The organism is Hydrogenophaga sp., assembly GCF_030158645.1.
Taxonomy (GTDB): Bacteria; Pseudomonadota; Gammaproteobacteria; order Burkholderiales; family Burkholderiaceae_C; genus Hydrogenophaga.
The window spans coordinates 1-2,740 of sequence record NZ_JAOASO010000051.1 but is presented as its reverse complement, the minus strand read 5'-3'; the positions used below and the strand labels follow the sequence as shown (position 1 = coordinate 2,740).

4 protein-coding genes are annotated in these 2,740 nt (G+C 64.4%); 3 read left to right on the top strand and 1 reads right to left on the bottom strand.

The features are described 5' to 3' along the window. The coding region (locus tag Q1W68_RS05785; RefSeq protein WP_300715840.1) for a hypothetical protein at nucleotides 1-339 on the bottom strand (339 nt) is incomplete at its 3' end. On the opposite strand from Q1W68_RS05785, the gene Q1W68_RS05780 reads away from it, so the two are divergent. The 3 genes from Q1W68_RS05780 to Q1W68_RS05770 form a co-directional block, all read left to right on the top strand. Further along, nucleotides 338-1,036 (top strand): hypothetical protein, encoded by a 699-nt coding sequence (locus Q1W68_RS05780; RefSeq protein ID WP_300654442.1) that lies wholly within the window; start codon nucleotides 338-340, stop codon nucleotides 1,034-1,036. The genes Q1W68_RS05785 and Q1W68_RS05780 overlap by 2 nt on opposite strands. Further along, on the top strand, nucleotides 1,026-1,649 hold the full coding sequence (locus Q1W68_RS05775) for a hypothetical protein (RefSeq protein WP_300654439.1): 624 nt from the start codon (nucleotides 1,026-1,028) through the stop codon (nucleotides 1,647-1,649). The genes Q1W68_RS05780 and Q1W68_RS05775 overlap by 11 nt, the downstream gene beginning before the upstream one ends. Nucleotides 1,650-1,691: 42 nt before the next feature. Beyond that, nucleotides 1,692-2,740, top strand: a 1,049-nt coding sequence (locus Q1W68_RS05770; RefSeq protein WP_300654437.1) for a hypothetical protein, incomplete at its 3' end; no start/stop codon positions are given.

Here is a 2,740-nt window from a genome sequence, read left to right as displayed (position 1 = left end):
GCGTGAGATTTGTCGCACTGCACGCGCGACGGCGGAACCGGCTGTGCCCAGCGGCTGCACAAAAAACCAACTTTTCGTGCGGGGTGTAGGGCGAATGGCTGCATCAACCGACCCAGATGGCCAGACAAAAACCGACACCCTGAAATCCAATACAGACAGCAACAGCGGATCGCGGAGCGACTTGTTTTGAGAAACGCAATGTGGGACGAACCCATCGCTTGCGTTCGAGAAAAGTTGCTTTTGGGGGCTTGAATGTCCGCGCTTGTTCGGTAGCTTGTATTGGGCGGCGCGCTGCAAGGCGCCAACCGCGTGTCCTGAAAACCCATCGATTGAAAACATGACCATCACCATGAACCACCGGCAAGCCCAGGAGCTTGTGGACTTCTTTGGCGGCGAGGAGGCCCATGTGACCGTGGCCGACCACGAGGGCGGGCTGCGCGCCTGGTGCACGGACTACCCGGAAGAGGGTGCCGTCGACCTCGGCAGTCTGGATGACGAACTCAAACCGGGGCAAGACACCTACCTGCGGGTCAGCACGGCGCCCGGCCCCGATGACCTCGAAGCGATGAACGACGACGCCGCGGTGCGCAGTTTCGCCCACGCCATGGCCGTGAAGCTTCAAGCCACCCGTGCCAAGGGCCGCAGCGGCTGGCGCGATTGCTCGGGGGAAGACCTCAGCAGGATGCTTCGCGATCTGATCGAGCGCGGCGACCCGCTGGACGTGGCCAACCTTTGCATGTTCCTGTGGTCGCTGCGCAAACCCATCTCTCCGGTGACCCCTCAGGCCTCCGTTGCGGACAAGCAAGCGCCACGCGCGGAAAAGCCCCAGCCCGCCGATGCCGCATCGCCCGGCCCCATGGAGCCCCTGACGGTGCAAGTCGCTCGAGTCGAGTCCCAAGGCATGTCGCTCACCATTCCCGCGAACTGGATGACGCGCGCGGGGCTGGAGTATGACGAGGCGGCGAGCTACACGATCACCTTCAAGACCATGCCGGCCGCCGCGTTCGAGGCGATGGAGGAATTCGATGGCTTCTGAACACACCCAGGTCAAAACCATCACCACCAGCTACGGCGCGGTGGTCGAACTGCACCTGATCGCAGGTGACGTCTACAGCTTCAACGAGTCCAACGGTGTCGTGATCGATCGGGGCTACGGCCCGCGCGTGCACCTGCAGACCGATGCCCTGGGAACGCAGCCGAAGATGGGGGATTTTCTGAGCCTCATCTACAGCCTGCACCGAGACGGCTCCACGTTGGTCCTGTGCGCGGTGAACGCAAGCAACGGACTGGTGGGCTTTGACCGTGAGAACGCCATTGCCACGCTGCAGCATGGTGCGTCGGTCGAGAGCAGTCGCCTCGCCATTGACTACACCGGCGCTGGTCTCTTTACCGGCTTGATGGGGGTCTTGCTGACCGGGCTGGCGGCCAGCCTGCATCCCCCCGCAGTGCTCCCACTGGCCGTCTGCATGGGTCTAACCTGCGCCGTCAGCCTCACGTGGGGATGGATCAAGCGCGATCGCGACGTGCAGGACGCTGCGCGCGACGAACTGCTGCCCCTCGTGCGCTCAATGATTGCGCGCGCATGCCCGCCACCCCACGCCCCGCCCTACGGCTCCACGTACGCGGGCAACTCACCGTCCCACGCCTGAGCAACAGCCAGAGCACGCCCCAATCCACCAGCGACAACCAAAATGACCACCCAGAAAACCAAACCCGCCACCACTGCCCCAGGTACCTCCGACCCCTCCATGGCCACGCCCAGCAACGACACCACGTTGAGCACAGCGGATGCAGCGGGCGACCCCACCGCTGGCATGAGCGAGGAACAAAAGCAGGCACTGGCCATGTCGCAGATGCCCGGCGTGACGCTGGTTGCAGGCTCCGTGGAGAAGGCCATGGACGACGCGGGCGCCACGCCCAGCCCCTTGTGGATGGTGCCGCGCCGCTACATCCGCGTGATCGAGGGCTTCAACGTGCGCATTCAGAACGCAGCACTGCAGGCCCACATCGCAAGTCTTGCCGACAGCATGCTCAGCGAGGGCTTCAAGCTCGAACACCCACTCTCGGGCTACGTGGCCCGCGAGGGCGACGAATCGATCATCTACATCTCCGATGGGCACTGCCGCCTTCAAGGGTTCGACAAGGCCGTGTCCGAGGGCGCCGACCTTGACCGGCTGCCGGTCGTGGTCAACACACAGCAGCACGACATCGCAGAACTCTCGGTGGTGGTGGTGCGCAGCGCCACGAGCAAGCCTCTTGAGGCACTGGAGAAGGCGGCGCTGGTCAAGCGCCTGAAGCTCTACGGTTGGGACGAGAAACGCATTTCGGCGCGCTGCGGCTTCACCACCACCTACGTGCGCGACCTCCTGGCGCTGATCGAGGCCCCGGTGCAGGTGCGCGAGCTGGTCCAGGACAACAAGATCTCCGCCACCGCCGCGCTGCAGGCCATGGCCAAGCACGGCGAGAAGGCAGCCGAGAAGATCACCGAAGGGCTGCAGGCGGCGGAGGCCCGGGGCAAGACCCGGGTGACCTCCAAGTTCATGCAGGACCCGGGCGAGAAGATCATCGAGCGCTCGGGCACCGCGCTGTATGGCGTGGCGCAGGAAATCAAGGCCGACCCGGCGTTCGCCTCGTTGGAAGGCGGCCTGCGCAAGAAGCTCGAAGACCTGATCGCACAGATCGAGGACAAGCGCCAGCGTGCCCTGCAGCGCGCGAAAGACAAGGAAGATGCCACGGCCAA